Source organism: Streptomyces sp. NPDC047061, assembly GCF_040643955.1.
Lineage (GTDB): Bacteria > Actinomycetota > Actinomycetes > Streptomycetales > Streptomycetaceae > Streptomyces.
Map to the genome: position 1 here is coordinate 459,511 of NZ_JBEYVI010000002.1, position 18,570 is coordinate 478,080.

Genomic DNA, 18,570 nt, shown 5'->3' on the forward strand with positions numbered 1-18,570 from the left:
CCCCACCGGACCGCGATACTGCGCCGCTCATCGTTTAGTACGGGCGTGTTGTTGTCCACCCCGATTCGCGATGTGTTGTGCAAGTGCAACATCATTGATCATGACCACACACCCGACTGGAACCGGGAGGCCGCTATCCGCGAGGATGGAGCCATGACCGCCCAGATTCTCGATGGCAAGGCCACCGCAGCCGCGATCAAGTCCGATCTGACCGCCCGCGTGGCGGCGCTGAAGGAGAAGGGCGTCACGCCCGGCCTCGGCACGATCCTCGTCGGGGACGACCCCGGCAGCCAGAAGTACGTCGCCGGCAAGCACCGCGACTGCGCGCAGGTCGGCATCGCCTCCATCCAGCGCGAACTCCCGGCCACCGCGACCCAGGAGGAGATCGAGGCGGTCGTCCGCGAGCTCAACGACGACCCCTCCTGCACCGGCTACATCGTCCAGCTCCCGCTGCCCAAGGGCATCGACGAGAACCGCATCCTGGAGCTGATGGACCCGCACAAGGACGCGGACGGCCTGCACCCGATGAACCTCGGCCGGCTGGTCCTCGGCGAGCCGGCGCCGCTGCCCTGCACCCCCAACGGCGTGCTCACCCTGCTGCGCCGCCACGGCGTCGAGATCAAGGGCGCGGAGGTCGTGGTCGTCGGCCGGGGCGTGACCATCGGGCGCCCGATGCCGCTGCTGCTCACCCGGCGCAGCGAGAACGCGACGGTCACGCAGTGCCACACCGGTACCCGGGATCTCGCTTCGCATCTGAAGCGCGCCGACATCATCGTCGCCGCCGCCGGCTCCCCGCACCTGATCCGTCCCGAGGACGTCAAGCCGGGTGCGGCCGTCCTCGACGTCGGCGTCTCCCGCAACGCCGAGGGCAAGATCGTCGGCGACGTGCACCCCGGGGTCGCCGAGGTCGCCGGATGGATCTCGCCGAACCCCGGCGGTGTCGGGCCGATGACCCGGGCGCAGCTGCTCGTCAACGTGGTCGAGGCGGCGGAGCGCAGTGTCGGCTGACCGCGGTCACGAGCAGGGCGCGGGGCGCCGGGCGACCCGGCGCTTCCCGCTGTTCACCCGGGACACGGCGCGCCCCGAAGGGGGCGGCAGGGCTGCGTCGGGCGATCTGCCGGCGCCGGCCCGGCAGTGGCCGATGCTGGTCGTACTGGCGACCGTCGGGATGGGGCTGCTGCTGACCTCGCTGGACCAGTTCCGGATCGGGGCGCTGCTGATCGGGGCGGCGCTGCTGGCCGGGGCGGTGATGCGATGGATACTGCCGAGCGTGGGGATGCTGGCGGTCCGGTCGCGGTTCACGGACATCGCGACGTACGGGGTGCTGGGGCTGGCGATCGTGCTGCTGGCGTTGATGGCGCAGCCGAAGCCGTGGCTGGTGATCCCTTATCTGAAGGACACGCTGCATTTCACGATGAAGAGCTGATGAAGAGCTAGGGATTCGTTGTCGGGTGCGGGTGCGTGGGGGGCTGGTCGCGCAGTTCCCCGCGCACCTTTCGGGGCGCTCCTGTGAGGGCGCTTGAAACTGTGCCCTGCGCTTGGAAAAAAGCCCGCACCTCCCCCGGTGGGTGCGGGCCTCCTCCCCCCGGTTCGAAGGTAGGGATCCGGAGCCGTTCGCGAATCCCACCTTCGGTTGAACCTCCTACAACTTCCGCGGTACGTCGGGCGATTGACTCGGTCTCCGCGGGCACCGCGTTACGCTGCGGCGATGCGACTGCGGAACCCGCCCCCACTCGCCGTCGACACGCTGATCGCGTGCATGACGGTCGTGATGGCCGTGTTGCTGGGGCGGGAGTCGCCGACACAGGGGTGGCCGCAGCTGGACGCGCGGGCGTACGCGCTGATCGGGCTGGCGCAGCTGCCCGTCGCCCTGCGCGGGCGGTGGCCGGTCGCGGTCTTCGCCGTCATGCAGGGCGCCTCGATCGTCTACGTCAGCCTCGGCTTCTGGCCCGTGGTGTGCACCTTCGGCTCCATGCTCGCGCTGTACACCGTCGCCTCGGTACGGCCGGTCCGGGTCGCCGTCGGCTGCGCGGCCTGCATGACCGGCATGTGGCTGTACGCGGGGATCGTCACCGACAACTCCTCGATGCCGTCGGTGGTCATGCAGGCACTGCTGTACTGCTCGGTGCTGGTCTGGTTCGGGCATCTCGCGCAGCGGTCCGCCGCGCTCACCCGGCATCTGCGGGCCGAGCAGACCGAGCGGGCCCGGCGCGCGGTCGTCGAGGAACGCGGGCGGATCGCACGGGAGTTGCACGACGTCGTCGCCCATCACATGTCGGTGATCTCGGTGCAGGCGGGGCTCGCCAGGTTCGTCTTCGAGTCCGACCCGGGCAAGGCGCGCGGGGCGCTCGGCACCATCGCCGACACCAGCGGGGAGGCCCTGGACGAGCTGCGGCGCATGCTCCAGGTGCTCAGGGACGAGGATCCGCGCGCCGCCGAGCGCGCCCCCATGCCGACGCTGGACCGGCTGGCCGAGCTCGTCGAGAGGGTGCGGGCCGGCGGACTGCCCGTCGAGTTCGTGGTCGAGGGCGCCCCCCGGCCGCTGCCGCCCGGCGTGGAGCTGTGCGCCTACCGCGTCGTCCAGGAGGCGCTGACCAACGTCCTCAAGCACGCCGGCCGCGCCCACGCGCGCGTGCTGCTCCGGTACGGGCCCCACGAGCTGACCGTGTCCGTCCTCGACGACGGAGAGGGGGTGAATTCGGACAGAGTGTCAACGGGCGCCGGACATGGCTTGATTGGCATGCGCGAGCGGGCCAAGCTCTACGGCGGGACGATCAACGTCGGCCCACGCTCCGAGGGCGGCTTCGCGGTCGAGCTGACCCTGCCGACATCGGCCGCACTCGCACGGCGGGGGGACGACCGTACCGGATGACCAGAGTGCTCGTGGTCGACGACCAGTTCCTCATCCGCGCCGGCCTGGTGGGCCTGCTGGAGGCGGCCCCCGGATTCGAGGTGGCCGGTGAGGCGGGGGACGGTGCGGAGGCGGTGCGGCTGGCCGCCGAGACCCGGCCCGACGTCGTCCTCATGGACATCCGGATGCCGGGGGTCAACGGCATCGAGGCCACCGAGCGCATCCTCGCCCGGGCGGAGGGTCCCGCGCCCCGCATCCTCGTCCTCACCACCTTCGACCTCGACGAGTACGTGTACGGCGCGCTGCGCGCCGGCGCCTCGGGGTTTCTCCTCAAGGACTCCGGCCCCGAACGGCTGCTGGCCGCCGTCACCGCGGTGGCCGGCGGTGACGCCCTGTTCGCGCCCAGCGTCACCCGGCGCCTGGTCGAGGCCTTCGCCCACCGGCACGGCCCCGAAACCGGACCACCGCCCGACCTCGACGTGCTGACCTCCCGCGAGGTCGAGGTCCTCAAGCTCACCGCGCGCGGGCTGTCCAACCTGGAGATCGCCGACCGCCTCTACATCAGCGAGGCGACCGTGAAGACGCACCTCAACCGCACCATGACCAAGCTCGACCTGGGCAGCCGGGCGCAGGCGGTGGTGGTGGCGTACGAGACGGGGCTGGTGACGCCGGGCGGACCCGCGAGCTGACCGGCGACCGACCGGTGAACCGACGGCGCCCGGGCGTCGGTCCCGGCGGTGGTCCGGTCCGTGGTCTGTCCGAAAGGCGGCCCGTCCCCTCCCCCGAGCAGGACGGACCGCCGTCCTGAATCAGCCTTCCCACCGTGGCGCGGCTGTTCAACGGCTGTCCGTCGGCTGTGGCAGAGAGGTGACAGTTCCGCTACGGGCCGCCCGTACTGCCACAGCCTGCGGGAACCGTCGGGCCGCCCGCCGTCGTCACCCGCTCTGAACTGGCAACGAACTGGCAACGAGGCAGGCCGTGGAGGTGCGTGATGGGCGGCTGGCAGCCGCTGCCGGAGGGACTCCCGCCGGAGGTGCGGCACTTCGTGGAGCAGCTGCGGCTCCTCAAGGACGACACCGGCCTCAGCCTGGTCGCGCTGGGCGCCCGCACCGCGTACAGCAAGTCCTCCTGGCAGCGCTACCTCAACGCCGTGCAGCCGCCGCCCCGCCAGGCCGTCGTCGCGCTGTGCCGGGTCGCGGGCCTGGCCGGCGCCGACGCCGAACGGCACGCCGTGCGCTGGGAACTCGCCGTCCAGGCCTGGCCGCGCCCGGCGACCGCGCCGGACCGCCTGGCGGGCGCCGGGGACGCGGAGGGGTACGAGGACGACCCGACCCTCCCGTGGTGGGACCGGCCGGAGCCGGACCCGGCGCCCCGCGCGCACGGCCGTCTGCTGCTGTACGCGGTCCTGCTGCTGCTCGCGCTGCTCCTGGTGGCGGTCGTCGGTGCCGTGGCTCTCGGGTGAGCTGAGCGCCCTGTGGCCTGTGAGGTCACGGCTGGATGACCGGTGTGTCGATGTGTTGACAAGTTCGCGGATATGTCACGAAGCCGACTCACAGCCGGGCTAACGTGGCCAATCTGGACGAGTCGACGGCCCGTTGGACCGTACGGCGGGCGGCGTGCGACGGTGCATGCCGGACGGGTCAGTGCTCCTGTGCGCCCCCTGCCCGGGGACTGTCCGCCGGGGTCGCCGCATTCCGGTGGGTAGCCAGAACGGGACCGGCGCGGGGGCACCGCGCACGGGGAGCGCGGGGGAAGACACGGCACCGAACCGGGGGAAAGAGGACCGGGGGAAAGAGGGGGGAAGCAATGCCTCGTTGGAAAGCCCTGCCGGATGAACTCGATCCGCAGGTCAAGGAGTTCGCCACCCAGCTGCGGAGGCTCGTGGACCGCGGCGGGCTGAGCGTCGCGGCACTGTCCGACCGCACCGGCTACGCCAAGACGTCCTGGGAGCGCTATCTCAACGGCCGCCTGCTGGCGCCCAAGGGCGCGGTCGTCGCGCTCGCCGAGGTCACCGACACCGATCCCGTCCACCTCACGACCATGTGGGAGCTGGCCGAACGGGCCTGGAGCCGTTCGGAGATGCGCCACGACATGACCATGGAGGCGATCCGGATCTCCCAGGCGCGGGCCGCGCTCGGGGAGTTCGGGGCGCCGCCCGCCACGTCCGCGACCACCGCCGCCGGCGGCAAGGCGCCGCGCCGGGCGGGCAGCGCCGTGGCGATGCCGGGGATCGCCGGGCCGGCGGGTGTCTCGCCCACCATCCCGCCCCAGCCGACGGCACCCGACGCGAACCGCCGGGAGGGCACGGGTTCCCGCGGCCCGGCCACGCCTGCGGCCCCGCCCGGCGGCGGCAGGCGGCGGCTGACGATGTTCCTCGCCGGGGTCGTCGGCGTGGCCGTGGTCATCGCCGCGGTCCTCTTCCTCACCGGGGGCGACGGCGACGGGAAGAAGAACCAGGGCAACGGCACCTCGGCCACCCCCTCCACCGGCACCAGCAGCCGGCTCCCGGCCGGGGTGAAGTGCGCGGGCGCCGGCTGCACCGGCAAGGACGCGGAGGCCATGGGGTGCAGCGGCGACCTCGTGACCACCGCCAAGACCGTCGCGGTCGGCGCGACCACCCTGGAGGTCCGGTACAGCAGGACCTGCGGCGCCGCGTGGGGCCGTATCACCGGGGCCGCCCAGGGCGACTCGGTCCGGCTCGCCGCCGGTACCACCACGGAACGCGGCTCCATCACGGCCGCCGGCGACACCATCGCGTACACGCCGATGGTGGCGGTGCGGGACGCGGCACAGGCGAAGGCGTGCGCGACGCTGGCCTCGGGGCAGCAGGGGTGCACGACGTAGGAAGCGCGACCGCGACAGCCCCCGGACTTCGCGGCAACGCCGGCCGGTGAAGAAACCGGCGGCACGCAGGAATGCCGGCCGGACTCCTGGGCACGCGGAAGGTATCCCCCCACGGGAGTCCGGAATCCGGTACCCCCGAGTGGCGGCCGTCCTGTCCCACCTCTCCCGGGCAGGCGGCCGCCTCTTTCGCGGGCGGAGTTTTGTGGGGTGAGCCACACCGACCCCTCGCCCTCCGGCATCCTTGATGCGCGATAGCCTGACCGGTGGATCTCTTGATACCAAGAGATCGATCATTTGTACGTCCGCACCCCAGGGCACCCAGGGCAAGGACGCCCACCGCCAGCTGTCATACGGAGAACGCCATGACCCGCACTCCCGTGAACGTCACCGTCACCGGCGCGGCCGGCCAGATCGGTTACGCCCTGCTCTTCCGCATCGCCTCCGGCCAGCTGCTCGGCGCGGACGTGCCGGTCCGGCTCCGCCTCCTGGAGATCACCCCCGCGCTCAAGGCCGCCGAGGGCACCGCGATGGAGCTCGACGACTGCGCCTTCCCGCTGCTCCAGGGCATCGACATCTCCGACGACCCGAACGTCGCCTTCGACGGCGCCAACGTCGCCCTCCTGGTCGGCGCCCGCCCCCGCACCAAGGGCATGGAACGCGGTGACCTCCTGGAGGCCAACGGCGGCATCTTCAAGCCGCAGGGCAAGGCCATCAACGACCACGCCGCGGACGACATCAAGGTCCTGGTCGTCGGCAACCCGGCCAACACCAACGCGCTGATCGCCCAGGCCGCCGCCCCGGACGTACCGGCCGAGCGCTTCACCGCGATGACCCGCCTCGACCACAACCGCGCGCTGACCCAGCTCGCGAAGAAGACGGGCTCGACGGTCGCCGACATCAAGCGCCTGACCATCTGGGGCAACCACTCCGCCACCCAGTACCCCGACATCTTCCACGCCACGGTCGCCGGCAAGAACGCCGCCGAGGTCGTGAACGACGAGAAGTGGCTGGCCGAGGAGTTCATCCCGACCGTCGCCAAGCGCGGCGCGGCCATCATCGAGGCCCGTGGCGCGTCCTCCGCGGCCTCCGCCGCCAACGCGGCCATCGACCACGTGCACACCTGGGTCAACGGCACCGCCGACGGCGACTGGGCCTCCATGGGTATCCCGTCGGACGGCTCCTACGGCGTCCCGGAGGGCCTGATCTCCTCCTTCCCGGTCACCACCAAGGACGGCGTCTACGAGATCGTCCAGGGCCTGGAGATCAGCGAGTTCTCCCGCGCCCGCATCGACGCCTCGGTCAAGGAGCTGGCGGAGGAGCGCGACGCGGTCCGCGCCCTCGGCCTCATCTGAGCCTCCCGCACCCCGACGGGCCCCGCTCCGGATTCCTCCGGAGCGGGGCCCGTCGCCGTGTCCGCGGTGTCACTCCATGCCGCGCTTCCCCGGCGTCCAGAACGGCTTGGTGAGCACCGCGCGCCGGTCCCAGCCCGCCTCCTGGACCAGCACCTTCCGCACCGCCTGCACGGCCCGCGCCTCCCCGGCGACGTACGCCACCCCGCCGGGTTCGGGAGCGAGCCGCCGTACCGCCTCCGGCAGCGAGGTCTCGGTCCTGAGCAGCCAGTCGAGGCGCTCCCCGTGGGGGAGGGGCAGCCGGTCCGCGGCCGTCTCCGTCTCGACGCACCCGGAGATCCGGGCCTCCTCGGGCAGTGCCGCGAGCATCGCGCCGAAGGCGACCGCGGCCGTCTCGTCACCGACGAAGACGTGGTGCGCGGCGTCGGGGCGCAGCGTGAAGGTGCCCTCCGGCCTGCGCAGCCGTACCGGCTCGCCCGCCTCGACGGTGCGGCCCCAGCGAGCGCCCGGTCCGCCCTCGGAGTGGTCGAGGACGCACAGCTCGACGACGCCGGACGGGTCGTAACGCCAGACGGAGTAGGTGCGGAGGGTCAGGCCGGTGACCAGGACCCGGACCTGCTGGCCGGGGCGGACGTCGAGGCCGGCGAGCTGGTCGCCGTCGATGCGCAGGCGGCGCATCCGGGCGGTGATCTGTTCGGCCTCGGTGACGGTGCCGCGCAGGGTCAGCAGGTCGAGGACGGGGTTCAGGAGGGCGGGCATCGGGGGGCTCCTCAACGGGCCGTAGTGTGCGGGGAGTTGCTCAGGCGCCGGTAGAACGCGATAGTACGCGTTCCGGGTCGGACGCGATAGTGCGTGTCGGGGTGCGGCGGTCGTGACCGGCCACCACGAGCGCCGTCGCGGCGAGGACCAGCAGCGCGACGGTACGCAGAGCCGGGCCCATCCCGGAGGCGAGGTCGCCGTGCCCGGACAGGACCGTGCCGGTGACCGCGACCCCGAGGGCCGCGCCGGTCTCGCGGGCCGTGGTGCCGAGCCCGGAGCCGAGGCCCGCCTGGTGCGGCGGGAGCGAGCTGACCACGCCGAGGGTGAGTGCGGGCATGGACAGCCCGGTGCCGGCCGAGATGACCAGCAGCCAGCAGGCGTACGCCCAGTACGGCGTGGCCGCGTCGACGGTGGACGCCCCGAGCAGGCCGAGTCCGATCAGGGCGAGCCCGGCGCCGACGACCGCGCGCGGGTGGCCCGCCCAGCGGGCGGCGAGCCGCGGGACCAGGGCCATGCCGATCGTCAGCGGCATGATCGCGACGCCGGTCACGGCCGCGTCGTAGCCCTTCACGCCCTGCAGGTACTGCGAGTTGACGAAGAAGAGGGAGAAGAGGCCGAAGAAGCCGGCCGCCGTGCCGAGGGACGCCGAGCGCAGCCGGGCCGAGGCGAAGACGCGAGGGTCGAAGAGGGGGCGCGGCGCGCGCAGGGCGTGCGCGGTGAACAGGGCGGTCAGGACGGCGCCCGCCGCGAAGGAGCCGAGGATGGGCGCCGACGTCCAGCCGTACGTGGTGCCCTCGATGATGCCGAACAGCACCGCCACCAGGCCCGCCGTCAGGAGCAGGGTGCCGAGCGGGTCCAGGTTGCTGCGCGCGGAGCGTTCGGTGCGCGGGGTGACGACGGCGACGGCCAGGGCGAGCAGCGCGGCCAGCGGGACCATCGCGGCGAACAGGGCCCGCCAGGACAGGAACTGACCGATCAGGCCGCCGCCCAGGTTGCCGGCCGCGCCGCCCAGGCCCAGTGCCAGGGTCCAGGAGGCGAGGGCGCGGGCGCGCTGCTCGGGGGCGGAGAGGTGGACCAGGATCGACAGGGTGGCCGGGGTGATCAGGGCGGCCCCGGCGCCGGACAGGCCGCGGCCCGCTATCAGTACGGCGGGGTCCGGCGCGAGCGCACTGGTGGCCGCCCCCGCCGCGAACAGGGCGAGTCCCGCGAGCAGGGCGCCCTTGCGGCCGTGCCGGTCGCCGAGCGCGCCGGCCGGGATGAGCAGGGCCGCGAAGGCGATGACGTAGGCGTCGACGGTCCACAGGATCTCGCTGTGCGAGGGGTGCAGGGACGACGCGGCCAGTTCGGGGATGAGGAGGTTGATGGCGGCCACCATGCTCTGCGCGACCAGCACACAGGCGCACAGGACGAGCAGGACAGGGCGTTTCAGGGCGTGCGAGGGCACGGCTCCTCCCGGGGAGCTGGTGGGTGGTGTGGGATGCCCTGTCACCGTAGGGTCGGCACCGACCTGCTTTCCAGTGCAACCTTTGCAAGGGGTAAATGCGCGTGACGCAATCCGCCGGTTCCCCCGGCAGCCTCGACCTGAACCTGCTGGTCGCGCTGGACGTCCTCCTGGAGGAGCAGAGTGTGCAGGGGGCCGCGCGGCGGCTGCACCTGTCCGAACCGGCCATGAGCCGCACCCTCGGCCGGATCCGCCGGGCACTCGGCGACCCGGTGCTGGTGCGCGCCGGACGCGGGATGGTGCCGACCCCGCACGCGCTCGCCGTGCGCGCCGAGGTGAGCGCGGTGGTGGAACGGGCGCGGGCGCTGTTCGCACCGGGCCGGGACACCGATCTGCGGACCGTCTCCCGGACGTTCACGATCATCGGCTCCGACGCCATCGCCGGCACCCAGGCCGCCACCCTCTTAGCCCGGGCCGCCGCGGAGGCGCCCGGCATCCGCATCCGCTTCCTCGCCGAGGCCCACGTGGACCTGCCGTACCTGCGGCAGGGCACCGCCGATCTGGAGGTCGGCGCGATCGACACCACCGCGCCCGAGGTACGGATGGAGCAGCTCCACGAGGACCGCATGCTCGGCGTCGTACGCTCCGGACACCCGCTGCTCGCGGGCGAACTGACGCCCGAGCGGTACGCGACCGAGGCCGGTCACCTGAACGTCTCGCGGCGCGGCAAGCTGCACGGCCCCGTCGACGCCGCACTGGCCGAACTCGGCCTGGAACGCCATGTGGTGGGGACCGTCGGCACCTTCCCGGCCTCCCTCTTCGTGCTCCGCGACTCCGACCTGATCGGCCTGATCAGCTCCTGGGGGGTCCCGCTGGCCACCGCCCTGGGCCTCACCACCTTCGAGGTCCCGCTGCCGCTGCCGCCGATCCCCCTCGGCCTGGCCTGGCACCCACGCCACGACGCCGACCCGGCGCACGCATGGCTGCGGCGCTGTGTAAGGGAGTTGCTGGTCGGCGGCGGTTCCGGGGGCGTTGTCAGTGGCGGCTCGTAACCTTCGGGGCATGACTGATGACACCCGGTCGGCCGTCTGGTGGGAACCGCCCGTCGCCGGAACCGAACTCGACACCCTGATCGGTTCCCTGGAGCGGCAGCGGCGCACCTTCGCCTGGAAGAGCGAGGGGCTCGACGCGGCGGCGCTCGGCCGTCGGCTCGCGCCCTCCGCCCTCACCCTCGGCGGGCTGCTGAAACACCTCGCCCTGGTGGAGGACCAGTACTTCACCGTGCGGCTGCTGGGGGAGAAGCTCCCCGCCCCGTGGGACGCGGTGGACTGGGAGGCCGAGCCCGACTGGGAGTGGGGATCGGCCGCCGCCGACAGCCCCGAGGAGCTGTACGCGCTGTGGGAGGCGGCGGTGGCCCGGTCCCGGGCCGCGATACGCCGGGCGGCGGCCGCCGGGGACGCCGGTGTCCTGATCGCGTACGTCTCCCGCACCGGCGCGCGGCCCAGCCTGCGCCGGCTGCTGACCGACATGATCGAGGAGTACGCGCGGCACGTCGGACAGGCCGACCTGATCCGGGAGTCGATCGACGGACGCGTGGGGGAGGACCCGCCGGCCGACTTCTGACCAGCGGCGTCTTCGGTCAATTCCGTTCCGGCGGTCCCGGCCGTCCCCCTATGCTGATGGTTTGTCAACTCGACGTCCAACAACACACTTCACACGCATCGGGGGATCGCGTGAGCACTGCTTACGTGCCGCAGCAACCGCAACAGCCGCAGCGGGCGGCGCCCGAACCGGCTCCGCCCGCCCAGCCGGGGGTGCCGCCGTACGCCAGTGAGGCGACCCGGCTGCTGTGCGCGGGGACCTATCTGGACCCTGCCTACCGGGACCGGGTCATCGAGGAACTCGACCTCAACGAACAGCGGTTCGTGGCCCCCTCGCTGGGCTTCGACGCCGCCCGCGTCCTCGCCCACGCCCTGCGCGCCCGCCGCCAGGAACTGCTGTGGGCCGCCGCGATCCTGGGGCTGTGGGCGGTCGGGCTGCCGCTCAGCGGCTGGCTGCTCGCCCTGTTCCTGCTGCCCGGCATCGCGCTCGCCGTCGCCCCCTGGATCCAGGGGCTCACCGTGGTGCCGCCGCTGTACCGGGCGATCGGCGCCTTCCTGGTCCGCTGGTGGGGCCGGGCGTTCTTCACCACCGCCCTGATCCTGACCCTGTTCATCGCGTTCGGCGGCGGCTCGGACAGCGGCAGCACGTCGTACCAGTCGTACGGCTCCGACGACGGCTACTACGGGTCCGGCTACTCGGACTCCACCAGCTACGCCGACCTGCTGGTCCCGGGCAGCGGCGACCTGGGCGGTCTCGCGAAGCCCTGGCACGCCTGGCTCGCGCTCGCCGTGCTGGCCGGCATCGCCCTGTGCGGGCACGCCCAGCGCACCCGGTTCAGCCGGGCCCTGGCCGGCGAACTCTCCCCGCAGCGCTTCCCCGACGCGGCGAACGACCCCGCGGAGAAGGCCGAGAGCCCCCGCTTCCAGCGGATCAGGCAGCACATCCGGACCGAACAGCACGCCCCGCTGATCATGTACAACGAGACCGATCCGTTCTGCGGGGCCGGCACCGCCTACAGCACCTGGGTGCTCGCCGTCGAACTCCGGCGCGACGAGCTGAAGAAGGAGCAGCAGCCGCTCAGCAACCGCGCCGTCCTGGAGCGGATCCGCCCGCTGCTCGAACGGCTCCGCATCCCCGCCGAGTACGCCGGACCCGGCGTCCGGGACCGGCTGCGCCAGCTGGAGATCGACGAGTGCGTGTTCCTCCCGGCCGAGGGGCTGCTCAGCCGTGACCAGGCGCCGTACACCCCGGACGCCTTCGCCGAGCACCGGGCGCGGGCCGTCGAGGAGGGCGCCGAGAAGCGCCGGCACTTCCTGCGCATCCGGGTCGACGGCTGGGAGGAGGAGCTGGTCGTCACGGTGTTCGTGCGCATCCACACCCAGGGCCGGATGCTCGTCCTGGAGATCGCCCCGCACGTACTGACCCCGGTCCGCGCGGACTTCAAGGAGGCGGACCGCGTCGCCCACCGGTTCCGGAACAACAACTGGGTGGGCAAGACGGCCGCCGCGCTCGTCCTGGTCCCCGGGTCCGTGGGCCGCTCGCTGGTCCAGCTCGGCCGGGGCGCGGTGTACGTCTGGCGGCTGCTGACCGGCGGCCACGCGGGCGCGCTCCCCGAGGGGCCCGCGCTGTCCGTGCGCGAACTGGCCTCGGTGGACGTCGGCTCCCACTTCCAGGAGATGGACGTCGCCCGCTATCTGCGCAGCATCCAGGACCGGGTGGCGAACGGCGTACGGGCCGCGCTCGCCGACGCCGGGTACGAGACCGGCGAGTTCGTCCAGAAGATCGTCAATGTCAGCAACGACGTGAGCATCGGCCGGGTCGAGGGCTCCACGTTCGCGGTCGGCAGCCACGCCACCGCCACCAGCGTCGTACAGGAGAAGGGGGCCGACACCCATGGCCGGTGAGGAACCGCAGGTCAGCATGGGGAACGTGACGGGGAGTACGTTCGCCATCGGCAGCCACGCGCATGCCGAGAGCCACCACCACGGCGCCGGGGGCGACCGGGCCGACGAGGAACTCCTCGCCGTGATCCGGGAGTTGCGGGCCGACCTGGAGCGGGTGCGGGGCACCGAGCAGACGGCGGCGCTGGGCGCGGCACTCGCCGAGACCGAGGAGGAGATCGCCCGCACGGGCCAGGCGGGCCCCACCCGCCGGGAACGCCTGCGCGCCCTGCTCACCGACTCCCAGGCCCTGCTCAACGTCCTGGCCTCGGCGGGCGCCCTGGCCGGCCTGCTCGGACTGTGAGAGGGCGGCCATGACCAACGGGGGACCACGCCACTGGAACGAGGACACCCAGCGCTGGGAGGAGGGCCCGGCCCGTCCCACCCCGGCACCGGCATCGACACCACCGCCGAGCGTGCCGGCACCGCCGCCGAGTGTGCCGATACCCCCGCCGACCGCGCCGGCGCCGCCACCGACCGCGGCAACGCCTCCGCCACCGGTCCCGGCCGTGCCTCCCGCCCCGGCGACCGAGTGGTGGTCGGACGGGGGCGGGGGCTGGGCGGCTGCCGTGGGGCCGGGGGTGCCGGAGCAGGCGCAGCCGTCCGTGGCGGCGCCCGTCGAGCCGGGCCGGGTGGCGACGGCGGGGCGGTGGCCCGGTCGCAGGGTCGTGTGGTCGGTCGTCGTCGGGGCCGCCGTCGTCGGTGTGGCCGTGAGCCTGGTGCTGACGCTGGTGGTCGGGAAGGGGGACGGGCACGGGCCCGCCGCGGCCGGCGCCTCGGTCACCCCGACCCCTTCCGCGCTGACCGACACCGAGGCCACCGAGTCGCCCACGGAGCCCGGCTCACCGTCACCGTCGCCGTCGGCGGGATACGAGCTGCGTCAGGACACCGAGGGCTTCCGGACCGCCGTCCCCGAGGGCTGGACGCGCTCCACCGCCTCCTCCTCGTACGGATTCGACGTGGTCAACTACCGCAGCCCCGACGGCACCCACCGGCTGCAGGTCTACCAGGTCGCGGAGGACTCCCCGGACGCCTCCTTCGAGCTCTACCTCTCCGACGAGACCCCCAAGCCGGACGGCTTCGAGGAGCTCGGCCTCACCGACCTCGTCGACGGCCCGTTCACCGGCGCCCGCCTGGAGTACCTGGCCGGGGCGATCAGCGGCGAGCCGGACGTCGGCACCTGGCACGTCTACGACGAGCGGTTCGTCGCGCAGGACGGCAGGGTCTACGCCATCGCCTCCTACGGCCCCGACTCCGACGGCCGCGACGACGAGCTGGCCGCTCTGACGACGGCGCTGGACTGGTTCTGCCCGCCGGACACGGCCTGCGACGCGGATCCGGCGACGGACTGAGGCGGCGGACCGAGGCGCCTGCCCCGCGCCGGCCGCCGCACCGGTCACATCGTCGTTCCTTTAGTTTGAGAATTCACGGAGCGTAGCCATCCGCATATTCACAATTTCTTCAATTGTGAATCGGTAAGTATTCTATAACTTCTCTTCCGGGTGACTGAATTCCCCCGAACGCTCCAAGTCCCGCCCCGTGCGACGGTCGTTAGGTGACCGTGACGCGATTGGACTGGTGCGCAGCCGAAGATCATCCGACAACCGTGCTGCGCTGGCCCGGTGGTATGGATATCACCTCATGCTCGGACCTGCTCGATGATTTCCTGAAGAGAATCAATGCGATGGAAAACGAATATCGGCGGACCCTGGCGGATCTGTACGCGGCGTTCTGAGACAGGGTTCGGAGGTTAATCGATGGACGGGATTCAGCACGACCCGGGTCCGGGGCTCTACGACCACACCGGCTTCTACGACCATCCCGGTCTCTACGACCACACCTGGGGTGTCCCGGAGTCAGGGGTCGCGGCGAACGACTGGGACCCGGTGGAGGAGCTGGCGCAGATACTGTCCGCCCCGACCGGTGTGGCCGCGGCCCCCACCCTGGTGGACGTGCCGGCCCAGCGCCGGGCCAGCCGCCGACGGGTCCGCCACGACTCGCACCTGCTCGACGGCGGCCGGAGCGTCACCCACATCACGCTCCTGATCGCGGCGGTCTCGGTGTGCGCGGTGTCCATGCTGGCCTGGTCCGTCTGCTACTCCTACGCGCAGCTGCGCGGCATCGCCTCGTCGGTGCTCCCCGGCGGGCTGGCGCAGTACTGGCCGCTGACGGTCTACGGCCCGTGGTTCGTGGCGGCGCTGTCCGTCCTGCGGGCCACCGCGCAGCGCCGGAGCGCGCGCCGGTCCTGGTGTGTGGTGCTGGTCGCCTCCGTCGTGGCCGTGGGGCTGTGCGTCAGCCACTCCTCCCATGCGCTGTTGTCCTTAGTGATCTTCGGGATTCCGCCCGTCACCGCCCTGGTCTGTTTCTGGGAGCTCGTCGGTCAGATCTCGACCAGGGGCCGGCCCCGGCACGCCGTGCCCGCCGAATCGGCGAGCGCCGCGTCCTGACCTGAAAACGAAAGGGCCAGGACCGGCCGGGTCCTAGGCCAGGACCCGCTGGACCGAGCGCAGTGCCAGGCGCAGCAGTCCCGGGCCGAACGTGATCCTCGTGGCCCCGAGTCCGCCGAGTTCGGCGGGCGCGGGGCTCGCGCCGTCCGGCCGGGCGTACATGTTCAGCGGGCCCTCGATGCCGGAGCGGAGAAGAGGGAGTACGGCGGTCGGGGCGTCGATCGGGTAGACGCAGTCGGCGCCGGCCGCGACGTACAGCGCGGCCCGCTCGATCGCCCGGCCGGGGTCGGTGACCCCGCGGGCGAAGGTGTCGACGCGGGCGTTGAGGAACAGCCGGTCACCGGCGGCCGAACGGACCTCGGCGAGCCACTCGGCGTGTTCGTGCGGGTCCTTGAGGACGCCCCCGGCGGAGTCCTCCAGGTTGCAGCCGACCGCCCCGGCCTCCAGCAGGCGCTCGACCAGCTCCTTCGGCGCCAGCCCGTAGCCTTCCTCCACGTCCGCGGACACCGGCACGTCCACGGCCCGCGTGATCCGCGCGACCGCCGCGAACATCTCCGCCGCCGGGGTCGCGCCGTCCGCGTACCCCAGACTCGCCGCGACCCCGGCGCTGGGCGTCGCCAGCGCCGGGAACCCGGCCGCCACCAGGGCCCGGGCGCTCGCCGCGTCCCACGGGCCGGGCAGGATCAGGGGGTCTCCCGGCGGGCGCCCGTGGTGCAGGGCCCGGAAGGTGCCGGACTTGCTCATCCGTGCTGGCCCGGCGTGTAGTGCCCGGGGACCATCCGGGTCGTCACGGCGAACCGGTTCCAGGAGTTGATCACGATGATCGAGGCGATCAGCTGCGTCAGCTGCACCTCGTCGAACTGCTTGGCGGCCCGCTCGTAGACCCCGTCCGGCACGAAGCCGTCGGTCAGCACGGTGACGGCCTCGGTCAGCTCGATCGCGGCGATCTCCTGCTCGGTGTAGAAGTGCTTCGACTCCTCCCACGCGCTGAGCTGGACGATGCGCTGGATGCTCTCGCCCGCCGCGAGCGCGTCCTTGGTGTGCATGTCGAGGCAGTACGCGCAGTGGTTGAGCTGCGAGGCGCGGATCTTCACCAGCTCGAACAGCTTGGCGTCCAGCCCCTTACGGGCGGCTCCGTCCAGCCGGACCATCGCCCTGTAGACCTCGGGCGCGTGCTGGGCCCAGGGGAGGCGGGGGGTGTGCTCGGGGGCGTACTCGGCGTTTTCCTGGCTGCTCATGATGTCGACACTAGGTGCCAGGCAGCCCAGGGGTATGGTCCATTTCCATGGAGAAAACATGGGCCACTCGCCCTGCCCGGGCCATGCTGGGCATCGACCTCCACCTGGAACCGGCCGCCGGTCCGGGCCTGCGCCGGGGCCTGACCGACGCCCTGCGCGAGGCCGTGCACAGCGGCCGGCTGCTCCCCGGTACCCGGCTGCCCTCCTCCCGCTCGCTCGCCGCCGATCTGGCCATCGCCCGCAACACCGTCGCCGACGCCTACGCCGACCTGGTCGCCGAGGGCTGGCTCACCGCCCGGCAGGGCTCCGGCACCCGGGTCGCGACGGGTGTGGTGCCGGTGCGGCAGGCGGAGACCCCCGCGGGTACGTCCGCCCACCGGCCCGTCCACGACCTGCGCGCCGGCTTCCCCGACGTCTCCGCCTTCCCGCGCACCGAGTGGCTCAGGGCCGCCCGCCGCGCCCTCACCGCCGCCCCCAACGAGGCCTTCGGCTACGGCGATCCACGCGGCCGCGCCGAACTGCGCACCGCGCTCGCCGCCTACCTCGCCCGCGCCCGGGGCGTCCGCGCCGACCCCGAACGCATCGTGATCTGCGCCGGGTTCGCCCACGGCCTGAGCCTGCTCGGCCGGCTGCTGCGGGCCCGCGGGGCGGACACGGTCGCCGTGGAGTCGTACGGCCTCGACGAGCACTGGCAGCTGCTGACGGCGGCCGGTCTCCGCCAGGTCCCGCTGCCCTTCGACGAACTCGGCACGGACACCCGGGAGCCGGTCCCCGGAGCGGCCGCCGTACTGCTGACGCCCTCCCACCAGTTCCCGATGGGCGTACCGCTGCACCACGACCGGCGGGCGGCCGTCGTGGACTGGGCGCGCCGCACCGGCGGCCTGGTCCTGGAGGACGACTACGACGGCGAGTTCCGCTACGACCGGCGGCCCGTCGGCGCCCTCCAGGGCCTCGCCCCCGACGAGGTCGTCTACCTGGGCACGGCCAGCAAGTCCCTGGCGCTGGCGCTGCGGCTGGCCTGGATGGTGCTGCCGCCGGCCGTGGCCCGGGAGGTGACGGCGGTCAAGGGCGGTGTGGACACCTGCGGGGCGCTGGACCAGCTGACGCTGGCCGAGTTCATCGTCTCCGGTGCCTACGACCGGCACGTCCGCGCGGCCCGCTCCCGCTACCGGCGGCGCCGGGACGCCCTCGTCCGGGCCCTCGCCGAGCACGCCCCGGCGATCCGGGTCACCGGCATCGCGGCGGGCCTGCACGTCGTGCTGCGGCTGCCGCCCTGCACCCAGCGCCGGGTGATCCGGGCGGCCGCCGAACGCGGCCTCGCCGTCGAGGGGCTCGTCCCGCGCCACCGCCACCCGGAGGCCGCCGTCGAGGCCCCGGACGCCCTCGTCCTCGGCTACGGCACCCCGCCGGACCACGCCTGGTCGGGGGCGCTGGACATCCTGTGCGCGGTGCTGTCCGACCCGGCCGTGACCGGCGCCACCTGAATTTGCCGGAAACGGCTCCCGTAATCGCCTCCGTAATTCAATTCCGGAGGCTAGAGTCATCCCCATGAGCAATGGCGATCAGATTTCTCGCGTGGCCCTCAAGAAAATCACCCCGGACGTCTCCTCGGCCATGGGTTCCCTCCATGCCGCCGCCGTCACCGCGGCCCAGGACGCCAAGGTCGAACGGGAAATCCTCGAACTGGTCAGAATACGCGCCTCCCAGCTGAACGGCTGCGCGTTCTGCCTCGACATGCACACGAAGGACGCTCGCGCGCAGGGCGAGACCGAGCAGCGGATCTACGCCCTGAACGCGTGGCGGGAGACCCCCTTCTTCACCGAACGGGAGCGTGCCGCACTGGCGTTGACCGAGGCGGTCACCCTTGTCGCGGACGGTCACGTGCCGGACGACGTCTACGCCGAGGCCGCCGGGGTCTTCGACGAGGCGCAGCTCGCGGCGCTCGTCTGGGCGGCCACCGTCATCAACGCGTACAACCGGATCGCCATTGCGACGCGGATGGTGCCGGGGGCTTATCAGCCCAAGCGTGCCGAATGAAAGAAGCCTGATATCCGGCCCGGTGAGATATTGCCGGGCCGGTTTTCTTTGCGTGCTTCGGC

The 18,570-nt window shown here is 72.7% G+C and carries 20 protein-coding genes; 16 read left to right on the plus strand and 4 right to left on the minus strand.

Annotation, left to right across the window (positions count from 1 at the left end; genetic code table 11):
- Window positions 1–153 precede the first annotated feature (153 nt).
- The 7 genes from ABZ887_RS05575 to ABZ887_RS05605 all read left to right on the plus strand — a co-directional run bounded on the left by ABZ887_RS05575 (window position 154) and on the right by ABZ887_RS05605 (window position 7,047).
- The gene (locus ABZ887_RS05575) at window positions 154–1,008 is read left to right on the plus strand and encodes a bifunctional methylenetetrahydrofolate dehydrogenase/methenyltetrahydrofolate cyclohydrolase (protein WP_361283158.1); all 855 of its coding nucleotides are present in this window, start codon (window positions 154–156) and stop codon (window positions 1,006–1,008) included.
- Complete coding sequence (locus ABZ887_RS05580; RefSeq protein ID WP_361283160.1) at window positions 998–1,426, plus strand: DUF3017 domain-containing protein; 429 nt, start codon at window positions 998–1,000, stop codon at window positions 1,424–1,426. The genes ABZ887_RS05575 and ABZ887_RS05580 overlap by 11 nt, the downstream gene beginning before the upstream one ends.
- 282 nt (window positions 1,427–1,708) lie before the next feature.
- Complete coding sequence (locus ABZ887_RS05585; protein ID WP_361283162.1) at window positions 1,709–2,872, plus strand: sensor histidine kinase; 1,164 nt, start codon at window positions 1,709–1,711, stop codon at window positions 2,870–2,872.
- The gene (locus ABZ887_RS05590; RefSeq protein WP_361283164.1) at window positions 2,869–3,540 is read left to right on the plus strand and encodes a response regulator transcription factor; all 672 of its coding nucleotides are present in this window, start codon (window positions 2,869–2,871) and stop codon (window positions 3,538–3,540) included. Before ABZ887_RS05585 ends, ABZ887_RS05590 begins: the two co-directional genes overlap by 4 nt.
- Window positions 3,541–3,842: 302 nt before the next feature.
- The gene (locus tag ABZ887_RS05595) at window positions 3,843–4,313 is read left to right on the plus strand and encodes a helix-turn-helix transcriptional regulator (protein ID WP_361283166.1); all 471 of its coding nucleotides are present in this window, start codon (window positions 3,843–3,845) and stop codon (window positions 4,311–4,313) included.
- 344 nt (window positions 4,314–4,657) lie between these two features.
- Window positions 4,658–5,695, plus strand: coding sequence for a DUF2690 domain-containing protein (locus ABZ887_RS05600; protein ID WP_361283168.1), 1,038 nt, complete (start codon window positions 4,658–4,660; stop codon window positions 5,693–5,695).
- 362 nt (window positions 5,696–6,057) lie between these two features.
- Complete coding sequence (locus ABZ887_RS05605; RefSeq protein WP_361283170.1) at window positions 6,058–7,047, plus strand: malate dehydrogenase; 990 nt, start codon at window positions 6,058–6,060, stop codon at window positions 7,045–7,047.
- A gap of 69 nt (window positions 7,048–7,116) precedes the next feature.
- Here the strand turns inward: ABZ887_RS05605 and ABZ887_RS05610 are convergent, their stop codons facing one another.
- Both ABZ887_RS05610 and ABZ887_RS05615 read right to left on the minus strand, forming a co-directional pair.
- Complete coding sequence (locus tag ABZ887_RS05610) at window positions 7,117–7,803, minus strand: siderophore-interacting protein (protein ID WP_361283172.1); 687 nt, start codon at window positions 7,801–7,803, stop codon at window positions 7,117–7,119.
- A 40-nt stretch (window positions 7,804–7,843) separates the two neighbouring features.
- Window positions 7,844–9,247: an MFS transporter gene (locus ABZ887_RS05615; protein WP_361283174.1), complete on the minus strand. Its 1,404-nt coding sequence runs from the start codon at window positions 9,245–9,247 to the stop codon at window positions 7,844–7,846.
- Window positions 9,248–9,342: 95 nt separating this feature from the next.
- Here ABZ887_RS05615 and ABZ887_RS05620 point away from each other — a divergent pair, with 95 nt between their 5' ends.
- The 7 genes from ABZ887_RS05620 to ABZ887_RS05650 all read left to right on the plus strand — a co-directional run bounded on the left by ABZ887_RS05620 (window position 9,343) and on the right by ABZ887_RS05650 (window position 15,233).
- On the plus strand, window positions 9,343–10,296 hold the full coding sequence (locus ABZ887_RS05620; RefSeq protein ID WP_361283176.1) for a LysR family transcriptional regulator: 954 nt from the start codon (window positions 9,343–9,345) through the stop codon (window positions 10,294–10,296).
- A gap of 10 nt (window positions 10,297–10,306) precedes the next feature.
- A complete protein-coding gene (locus tag ABZ887_RS05625; protein ID WP_361283178.1) occupies window positions 10,307–10,867 on the plus strand; it encodes a DUF664 domain-containing protein in 561 nt (186 codons plus the stop codon).
- Window positions 10,868–10,977: 110 nt separating this feature from the next.
- A complete protein-coding gene (locus ABZ887_RS05630) occupies window positions 10,978–12,750 on the plus strand; it encodes a hypothetical protein (RefSeq protein ID WP_361283180.1) in 1,773 nt (590 codons plus the stop codon).
- Entirely contained in the window at window positions 12,740–13,090 is a 351-nt protein-coding gene (locus ABZ887_RS05635) for a hypothetical protein (protein WP_361283182.1), read from the plus strand. The genes ABZ887_RS05630 and ABZ887_RS05635 overlap by 11 nt, the downstream gene beginning before the upstream one ends.
- A gap of 205 nt (window positions 13,091–13,295) precedes the next feature.
- Window positions 13,296–14,138, plus strand: a complete 843-nt coding sequence (locus tag ABZ887_RS05640) for a hypothetical protein (RefSeq protein ID WP_361283184.1) — start codon at window positions 13,296–13,298, stop codon at window positions 14,136–14,138.
- Window positions 14,139–14,341: 203 nt separating this feature from the next.
- Window positions 14,342–14,521 (plus strand): hypothetical protein, encoded by a 180-nt coding sequence (locus tag ABZ887_RS05645; protein ID WP_361283186.1) that lies wholly within the window; start codon window positions 14,342–14,344, stop codon window positions 14,519–14,521.
- Between the two features lie 22 nt (window positions 14,522–14,543).
- Window positions 14,544–15,233, plus strand: coding sequence for a DUF2637 domain-containing protein (locus ABZ887_RS05650; protein WP_361283188.1), 690 nt, complete (start codon window positions 14,544–14,546; stop codon window positions 15,231–15,233).
- A gap of 33 nt (window positions 15,234–15,266) precedes the next feature.
- Here the strand turns inward: ABZ887_RS05650 and ABZ887_RS05655 are convergent, their stop codons facing one another.
- Both ABZ887_RS05655 and ABZ887_RS05660 read right to left on the minus strand, forming a co-directional pair.
- Window positions 15,267–15,977, minus strand: a complete 711-nt coding sequence (locus tag ABZ887_RS05655) for an isocitrate lyase/phosphoenolpyruvate mutase family protein (protein ID WP_361283190.1) — start codon at window positions 15,975–15,977, stop codon at window positions 15,267–15,269.
- Window positions 15,974–16,471, minus strand: coding sequence for a carboxymuconolactone decarboxylase family protein (locus tag ABZ887_RS05660; protein WP_361283192.1), 498 nt, complete (start codon window positions 16,469–16,471; stop codon window positions 15,974–15,976). The genes ABZ887_RS05655 and ABZ887_RS05660 overlap by 4 nt, the downstream gene beginning before the upstream one ends.
- 47 nt (window positions 16,472–16,518) lie before the next feature.
- On the opposite strand from ABZ887_RS05660, the gene ABZ887_RS05665 reads away from it, so the two are divergent.
- Both ABZ887_RS05665 and ABZ887_RS05670 read left to right on the plus strand, forming a co-directional pair.
- Complete coding sequence (locus ABZ887_RS05665; protein WP_361283194.1) at window positions 16,519–17,955, plus strand: PLP-dependent aminotransferase family protein; 1,437 nt, start codon at window positions 16,519–16,521, stop codon at window positions 17,953–17,955.
- A gap of 64 nt (window positions 17,956–18,019) precedes the next feature.
- The gene (locus ABZ887_RS05670) at window positions 18,020–18,508 is read left to right on the plus strand and encodes a carboxymuconolactone decarboxylase family protein (protein ID WP_361283196.1); all 489 of its coding nucleotides are present in this window, start codon (window positions 18,020–18,022) and stop codon (window positions 18,506–18,508) included.
- The last annotated feature ends 62 nt before the right edge of the window (window positions 18,509–18,570 follow it).

What these genes read in the sequence shown, in the direction of transcription:
- ABZ887_RS05575 (WP_361283158.1), top strand. Translation starts at nt 154, where the DNA reads ATGACCGCCCAGATTCTCGATGGCAAGGCCACCGCAGCCGCGATCAAG.
- ABZ887_RS05585 (WP_361283162.1), top strand. Translation starts at nt 1,709, where the DNA reads ATGCGACTGCGGAACCCGCCCCCACTCGCCGTCGACACGCTGATCGCG.
- ABZ887_RS05590 (WP_361283164.1), top strand. Translation starts at nt 2,869, where the DNA reads ATGACCAGAGTGCTCGTGGTCGACGACCAGTTCCTCATCCGCGCCGGC.
- ABZ887_RS05595 (WP_361283166.1), top strand. Translation starts at nt 3,843, where the DNA reads ATGGGCGGCTGGCAGCCGCTGCCGGAGGGACTCCCGCCGGAGGTGCGG.
- ABZ887_RS05600 (WP_361283168.1), top strand. Translation starts at nt 4,658, where the DNA reads ATGCCTCGTTGGAAAGCCCTGCCGGATGAACTCGATCCGCAGGTCAAG.
- ABZ887_RS05605 (WP_361283170.1), top strand. Translation starts at nt 6,058, where the DNA reads ATGACCCGCACTCCCGTGAACGTCACCGTCACCGGCGCGGCCGGCCAG.
- ABZ887_RS05610 (WP_361283172.1), bottom strand. Translation starts at nt 7,803, where the DNA reads ATGCCCGCCCTCCTGAACCCCGTCCTCGACCTGCTGACCCTGCGCGGC.
- ABZ887_RS05620 (WP_361283176.1), top strand. Translation starts at nt 9,343, where the DNA reads ATGCGCGTGACGCAATCCGCCGGTTCCCCCGGCAGCCTCGACCTGAAC.
- ABZ887_RS05625 (WP_361283178.1), top strand. Translation starts at nt 10,307, where the DNA reads ATGACTGATGACACCCGGTCGGCCGTCTGGTGGGAACCGCCCGTCGCC.
- ABZ887_RS05635 (WP_361283182.1), top strand. Translation starts at nt 12,740, where the DNA reads ATGGCCGGTGAGGAACCGCAGGTCAGCATGGGGAACGTGACGGGGAGT.
- ABZ887_RS05650 (WP_361283188.1), top strand. Translation starts at nt 14,544, where the DNA reads ATGGACGGGATTCAGCACGACCCGGGTCCGGGGCTCTACGACCACACC.
- ABZ887_RS05655 (WP_361283190.1), bottom strand. Translation starts at nt 15,977, where the DNA reads ATGAGCAAGTCCGGCACCTTCCGGGCCCTGCACCACGGGCGCCCGCCG.
- ABZ887_RS05660 (WP_361283192.1), bottom strand. Translation starts at nt 16,471, where the DNA reads ATGAGCAGCCAGGAAAACGCCGAGTACGCCCCCGAGCACACCCCCCGC.
- ABZ887_RS05665 (WP_361283194.1), top strand. Translation starts at nt 16,519, where the DNA reads ATGGAGAAAACATGGGCCACTCGCCCTGCCCGGGCCATGCTGGGCATC.
- ABZ887_RS05670 (WP_361283196.1), top strand. Translation starts at nt 18,020, where the DNA reads ATGAGCAATGGCGATCAGATTTCTCGCGTGGCCCTCAAGAAAATCACC.